The organism is Curtobacterium pusillum (assembly GCF_013359865.1).
Lineage (GTDB): Bacteria > Actinomycetota > Actinomycetes > Actinomycetales > Microbacteriaceae > Curtobacterium > Curtobacterium pusillum.
Map to the genome: position 1 here is coordinate 103,197 of NZ_JABMCE010000079.1, position 6,539 is coordinate 109,735.

General features: G+C 71.1%; 8 protein-coding genes. 1 reads left to right on the plus strand and 7 read right to left on the minus strand.

The features are described from left to right. Positions 1 to 50: 50 nt before the first annotated feature. Genes HP507_RS10990 through HP507_RS11015 form a run of 6 tightly spaced genes read right to left on the minus strand, consistent with a single transcriptional unit; the run spans position 51 to position 5,271 of the window. Positions 51 to 962 (minus strand): prenyltransferase, encoded by a 912-nt coding sequence (locus HP507_RS10990; RefSeq protein ID WP_175351825.1) that lies wholly within the window; start codon positions 960 to 962, stop codon positions 51 to 53. Then, entirely contained in the window at positions 959 to 1,333 is a 375-nt protein-coding gene (locus HP507_RS10995) for a lycopene cyclase domain-containing protein (RefSeq protein ID WP_175351826.1), read from the minus strand. Before HP507_RS10995 ends, HP507_RS10990 begins: the two co-directional genes overlap by 4 nt. Then, the gene (locus tag HP507_RS11000) at positions 1,330 to 1,671 is read right to left on the minus strand and encodes a lycopene cyclase domain-containing protein (protein WP_175351827.1); all 342 of its coding nucleotides are present in this window, start codon (positions 1,669 to 1,671) and stop codon (positions 1,330 to 1,332) included. Before HP507_RS11000 ends, HP507_RS10995 begins: the two co-directional genes overlap by 4 nt. Further along, complete coding sequence (gene crtI / locus HP507_RS11005; RefSeq protein ID WP_271207302.1) at positions 1,671 to 3,293, minus strand: phytoene desaturase family protein; 1,623 nt, start codon at positions 3,291 to 3,293, stop codon at positions 1,671 to 1,673. The genes HP507_RS11000 and crtI overlap by 1 nt, the downstream gene beginning before the upstream one ends. Next, on the minus strand, positions 3,290 to 4,216 hold the full coding sequence (locus HP507_RS11010; protein WP_175351828.1) for a phytoene/squalene synthase family protein: 927 nt from the start codon (positions 4,214 to 4,216) through the stop codon (positions 3,290 to 3,292). Before HP507_RS11010 ends, crtI begins: the two co-directional genes overlap by 4 nt. Continuing rightward, positions 4,213 to 5,271 carry a polyprenyl synthetase family protein gene (locus tag HP507_RS11015; protein ID WP_175351829.1) on the minus strand — a complete coding sequence of 353 codons (1,059 nt, stop codon included), beginning with the start codon at positions 5,269 to 5,271 and terminating at the stop codon, positions 4,213 to 4,215. Before HP507_RS11015 ends, HP507_RS11010 begins: the two co-directional genes overlap by 4 nt. Positions 5,272 to 5,292: 21 nt before the next feature. On the opposite strand from HP507_RS11015, the gene idi reads away from it, so the two are divergent. Continuing rightward, complete coding sequence (gene idi / locus HP507_RS11020; RefSeq protein WP_175351830.1) at positions 5,293 to 5,835, plus strand: isopentenyl-diphosphate Delta-isomerase; 543 nt, start codon at positions 5,293 to 5,295, stop codon at positions 5,833 to 5,835. Positions 5,836 to 5,894: 59 nt separating this feature from the next. Here the strand turns inward: idi and HP507_RS11025 are convergent. After that, positions 5,895 to 6,539: hypothetical protein (locus HP507_RS11025; RefSeq protein WP_175351831.1), on the minus strand; the 645-nt coding region annotated here is incomplete at its 5' end.

Here is a 6,539-nt window from a genome sequence, read left to right on the forward strand (position 1 = left end):
TCCCCCTCCGACAGCCGGACGGCGACGCGCGCGGCCCGACCGGTGCACGCTCAGTGGGTGGAGGCGAAGGCGATGAGTGCCATCGTGACGAGGAACCCCGCGAGGTAGTTGATCCAGAGGAACCGCTTCCACCCCGCGTTCGCCGCTTCGGCCCCGTCGTCCGTGACGTTCCACCACGGCAGCACGTTGAGGGCGTACGGGACGACGACGATCGCGGCGATCGGGCCCGGGAACGCCGAGAACAGCAGCGCGACCCCGGCCACGAGGTACGCCACGAACGCGAGACGGACGGTCGCCCGGGCACCGATGACGGTCGCCACGGAGCCGATGCCCCCCGCGCGGTCGGCCAGCACGTCCTGCACGGCGCCGAACGCGTGCGAGGCCACGCCCCAGAGGAAGAACGCGACGCACACCGCGACGAGCTGCCCGGTCCAGTGCGGACCCGCGAGCGCGAGACCGTAGATCGCCGGGGACACGAAGTGGGTGCTCGACGTCACCGAGTCGAGGAACGGCTTCTCCTTGAAGCGCAGCCCGGGCGCCGAGTACGCGATGACGGCGAACACGCTGATCGCGAGGACCAGCCACGACCACGTGTTGCCCAGCAGCACCAACGCGATGAGGAACGGCACGTTCGTGACGACGACCGCCCGGAGCGTGGCGCGGTGCACGCTCTTGTCGAGCAGGGCACCCTCGACGCCGCCCTTCCGCGGGTTCCGCAGGTCGGACTCGTAGTCGAAGACGTCGTTGATGCCGTACATCGCCAGGTTGTACGGCACGAGGAAGTACACGACGCCGACGAGGAAGGCCACGAGCGAGAACCCACCGCCGCCCTCGACGCCGACGCCGCTGCCGAGCAGGTAGGCGGCACCGAACGGGTAGGCGGTGTTGACCCAGCTGATCGGGCGCGACGACACGAACAGGGCGCGCAGGGTCGACGGTCTGGAGGCGGTGCTCGCGTTCACCGGGAGGGCTCTTCTTCCTGGGATGGCCGGGCGGGACGGTCGAACAGGACCCACAGGCTGGGCAGCAGCACGATCGCGGCGATCGAGTACGCGAGGTCCTCCACGGGGATCGCCCCGATCTTCGCCCCGCTGATCAGCGCCGGGTCGTACGCGACGATCCGCAGCGTGACGATGACGTTGTCGAACACGATCGTCATCAGGAGGAGGACGACGCCGGCGACGAGTGCGGTGACGAGCGCGAGCCGCCGGCCGACCGACACCCGGCGCCCCAGAGCACGGGCACGGCGGGCCGCCACGACCCCGGCGAGGACGGCCACCACCGCGACGGCCGCGAAGAACGGCAGCGCGAGCAGGGCGTAGGTGCCGCTCATCGTCGACTCCGCTCCGCCCGGCGCAGGCCGCGGGCCACGACGGGTTGCACGAAGCCGACCAGGTTCATGGTCGTGTAGCAGAGCAGCAGCAGGAAGAAGAGCTCCTCGAGCGGGACGTCGGGAGCGAGGAACACCCCCGTCAGCAGCGTCTGCGGCCCGACGAAGAAGACGCCGAGCGCGACGCCGAGCACGTCCCACAGCAGGAAGAACGCCAGCCCGACCACCATGACCGCTGTCGCACGCCACGGCCCCCGCCAGAAGAACAGGTGGAAGCGCGCGTCGAGCACGGTCATGCCGACGAGCGACACGACCAGACCGGCGAGGTACAGCCCCGGCATCAGACCGTGGCCCCCGTCGGCAGCGGCGTCGGCAGCGGCTCGGTGGTCGTGTCGCCGTGGATGCGCTTGAGGAGCACCTCGGCACTGATGAGGCACATCGGCAGCCCGATGCCCGGGATCGTCGACGCCCCGGCGTAGTACAGCCCGTCGACCTTCGTGGAAGCGTTCTTCTCGCGGAAGAAGGCGCTCTGCTTCAGGGTGTGCGCCGGCCCGAGCATCGAACCGTTCCAGGCGTTGTAGTCGTCGGCGAAGTCCCGCGGGCCGATCGTCCGGCGCACCCGGATCCGGTCGCGGAGGTCCGGGACACCGGCCCGCTCGGCGACGACGTCGATCGCACGGTCGGCGATCCGCTCGACCTCGTAGTCGCCGGCTCCGTCGATGCCGCCCTTCCCGATGGAGGGGTCGGCGGGGATGGGCACGAGGAGGAACAGGTTGCTCGCGCCCGGCGGGGCGACGGTCGGATCGGTCTCCGACGGTGCGCAGACGTAGATCGACGCCGGGTCGGGGACGTGCCGGTCGGCGCCGAAGATCGCGCCGAAGTTCGCCTTCCAGTCCTCGGTGAAGACCAGGGTGTGGTGGAGCAGCCCGGGCACGGGACCGTCGACGCCGAGGTACACGAGCACGGCGCTCGGCCCGGGGTCCCGTTTCGCCCAGTGCGCCGCCGGGTACGTCCGGTGCTCCTTGTCGAGGAGCTGCAGCTCGGTGTGCCGGAGATCGGCGGCGCTCACGACGAGGTCGGCGGGCGCTGTGTGCTGCACGCCCCGGCGGTCCCGGTGGACGACGCCCGTGACGTGACCGTCCTCGACGAGGATCCGCTCGACCTTCGCGCCGGCGATGATCTTCGCGCCCTCACGACGGGCGACCCGTTCGACGGCGGCGATGACCGCGGTGATGCCTCCCTTCGGGTAGAGCACCCCGTCCGCGAGGTCGAGGTGGCTCATGAGGTGGTACATGCTCGGCGCCGCGTACGGACTCGTTCCGAGGAACACCGCCGGGTAGCCGAGGACCTGCCACAGCCTGCGGTCGCGCACGGCGGACTCCGCGAACGTCGAGAGCGGTTCGATGAGCAGGCGCGCGAGCTTCGGCAGCCGGCGGAGGACGTCCGGCGCGGCGAGCGTCCGGAGGTCCTGGAACGACGTGTAGAGGAACCGGCGGACCGCCATGTCGTAGGTGTCCTCGGCCGAGGCGAGGTACTTCCGCATCTTCTTGCCCGCGCCCGGCTCGATCGACTCGAAGAGCGCGATGTTCGCCTCGCGGTCGGCGCGCAGGTCGATGGGCTCGTCGTGCCCCTCGCTGTAGACGCGGTACCCGGGGTCGAGCTCCACGAGGTCGAGCTCGGCGTCCGCGGAGGTGCCCAGCAGCCGGAAGAAGTGGTCGAACACGTCGGGCATGAGGTACCACGACGGTCCGGTGTCGAACCGGAACCCGTCCCGCTCCCACGACCCGGCACGGCCGCCGAGCTGCTTCCGCTGCTCGAGCACGGTCACCGAGAACCCGTCGCGCGCGAGCAGGGCGGCGGACGCGAGTCCGCTGATGCCACCGCCGATCACGACGGCGCGACGGGCGGGCACCTTGCGCTTCGACGTGGGTGCCTTCTGGCGGGAGGCGCGGGGCGGGGTCACGCCGCGCCTCCCGACTGTCGGTGGGTCGCGCGCGACCGCAGCGGCGCACGTCCGGCGAGCACCTGCGCGACCAACCGCGCCTTCACAGCGTTCGGTACGCGCACACGCGTGGTGATGAGGCGGTGCGCCGGCGTGACCGCGATGCGGTCGTTGAGCTCCTGGAACAGGGCGTGCGCGAGACCGACGGCGTTCCGGGCTTCGGCGGGCAGCAGGCGGACGGTGCGGGCGGCACGGTCGAGATCCGCCTGCACGTCGGCGACCAGGCGGTCCTTCGTCGCCTCGTCGAAGGTGCGGACCTCGACGCCCGGGAAGTACGAGCGCCCGAGGACCTCGAAGTCGGCGTGCAGGTCGCGCAGGAAGTTGACCTTCTGGAAGGCGGAGCCCAGCGCACGAGCGCCGTCGACGAGCACGGACTCGTCGAACGTCGGCCGTCCGGCGCGGTACACGAAAGCGCGGAGGCACATCAGCCCCACGACCTCGGCCGAGCCGTACACGTACGTCGCGAACGAGGCGTCGTCGTGCTCCGTCCGCTCGAGGTCCATCCGCATCGACGCGAAGAACGGCTTCGTCAGCTCCGGACCGAAGCCCGTCACCCGAGCGGTGCGGGCGAACGCGTGCACCACCGGGTTCACCGAGAACCCCAGGGCGATCGCACGCTCGGTGTCGGCCTCGAGCTCGTCCAGGACCGTCCGGGCGAGGTCCCGACCCAGCCCCGCCTCGGTCGCGGGACCGTCGACGACCTCGTCGGCGACCCGGACGAGGGCGTACACGTTCCGGATGTGCTCACGGGTGTCCCGCGCGAGCAACCGGCTCGCGAGACCGAACGACGTCGAGTACCGGTCGATCACGACACCCGACGCCGCTTCGGCGGTCGCGTCGTACAGCGGGAGCCGAGCGGCTCCCGTGGTGGGGCTGTGTGTCAACGGGCGCGCTCCACGAGTTCGGTCACGAGGCCCTCCAGGCGGTCGGCGAGGTCGTACGGCAGTCCCGCGAGCTCGGCACGGGCGAGTGCGGCGTGCTCCGCGATCCGCGTCTCCGCGGCGGCTCGGGCACCGCAGGTGACCAGGGTCGCACGGAGTTCGGCCGCGCGCTCCTCGGAGAGTGTCGGGTCCCCGAGGTGCGGGGCGATGTCCGGCCAGCGGTCGGTGGTCGCCGCGTGGGCGATGAGCATGGTCCGCTTGCCCTCGCGCAGGTCCCCGAGCACGGACTTGCCCGTCGTGGCCTCGTCGCCGAACACCCCGAGCAGGTCGTCCACGATCTGGTACGCGATGCCGACCTCACGGCCGAAGGCGCCGAGCGCCGCGACCACCGGCTCCGGCGCACCGGCCAGCACGGCACCGGACTGCAGCGGGGACTCGAAGGAGTACACGCTCGTCTTCGCCCGCTCCATCCCGAGCACCTCGTCCACCGTCGGCATCACCCCGAGGGCGAAGTCGACGTCGGTCATCTCGCCCGCGGCGCTGGCGAACACGGCCTCGTCGAGCAGTTCGAGCAGTCGGGCGCGACGGTCGCCGGTGACGCCCGACGCGTCGATGAACCGCGGGGCGGCAGCGAGCGCGAGGTCCCCGGCGATGACGGCGGCGCTCATGCCCCGGTGCTCGGCGGTCGGCAGCGGCAGTCCGCCGGTCGTGCCGGTGTCGCGGAAGGACCCGGCGACGTTCGGCTGTCCGCGGCGGGACCAGTCGCGATCGATGACGTCGTCGTGCACGACCAGCGCCGTGTGCAGGAGTTCGTACGCGGCGCCGACGTTCGCCGCGGCGTGCGCATCGGCGCCGCCGAGCCCGGCGTACGCGGTCAGGACCATCCGCGGCCGGAAGCGCTTCCCGCCCATGCTCGCCTCGCGGAGCACCCGCCAGAGTTCCTCGGGCGGGCGGCCGTAGCGCGCGGCGCGCGTGGACGACACGGCGAAGAAGCGTTCGAGGCACTCGTCGACGAGCGCGAGGTCGATGTGCGCCACGGTGGCCGCTTCCTCGCTCATTGGCCTAACCTATCGAGGCAGATGAGCGCATTCCCGGAAACCGTGGTGCTTCTGGCCGACGACCGTACCCCGATCGGCACAGCGGACAAGTTCACGGTGCACACAGACCACACGCCCCTCCACCTGGCCTTCTCGTGCCACGTGCGGAACACCGACGGCGAGGTCCTGGTGACCCGTCGAGCGCTGTCGAAGAAGACCTGGCCGGGGGTGTGGACGAACACGTTCTGCGGGCATCCCGGTCCGGACGAGTCGTTCGAGGACGCCATCGCCCGTCGGGCCTCGCGCGAGCTGGGCATCGGCGTCCGCGACGTCGAGCTCGTCCTGCCCGACTTCCGGTACCGCGCCGTCGATGCCTCGGGCATCGTCGAGAACGAGGTGTGCCCGGTGTACCGCGCGATCACGGACGACGTGCCGGCGCCCGCGGACGACGAGGTCGCCGAGTACGCGTGGGTGTCCGAGGACGCGCTCCGCGAGTCGGTCGCCGGCGCGCCGTTCGCCTGGAGTCCCTGGCTCGGGTGGCAGCTCGCCGAGCTGGCATCGACGGGTCTCCGAATCACGGCTTGATCGCGGAGCGGCTCCCGCTCCTCGTCGGGAGCGGGAGCCGCCGCATGGACAGGGCCGACTCAGCCGCGCGAGGCCTGTCCCTGCCGTGCCTCGGAACCGACACCGCTCGGCGCACCGGCGCCGCCCGCGGGTACGAGGGTGGTTCCGGTTGCGAAGTGACCTGCGCCGAGGATGAGGACGTTGATCTCACCGGGTTCCTCGGGCCTCGGCGTCTGAGCGCTCCAGCGGCCCTCAGAGTCGATGGTGATCGTCTGCCAGTCGTCGACATTCGTGACGTCCGTGTTCCGGGTCGCGATCAGGAAGTGCTTCCCGGCGGTTCCGGTGCCGCTGATGACCGCTCGCTCACCAGGCGTGTACGTCGGGGCGCTCGTGATCTCGACCGCATCCGCGAAGTCCGCAGCCACGAGCCGGATCTCGGTTCGGCCGTGCACCCCGAGGTAGGCAGTGGCTGTGTAGACCGAGTACATACCCGCGGGCTTGGCGCTTCGCCACGTCCACCGGCCCTGATCGTCGACACGGATGTTGGTCTCAGCGCCCGTCGGGAAGATTGAGTCGTACATGACGAACCCGGAGTTCGGGGTGGCGGTACCACTGAGTTCGGCGTGCTCGCCCGGAGTGAACTTCGTGTCGGAAGTGACCTCGATCTCGGTCGGGTACGGCGTCACCCGGACCGGCACCGTCTGCTCGACCGGCTGCGCAGACCC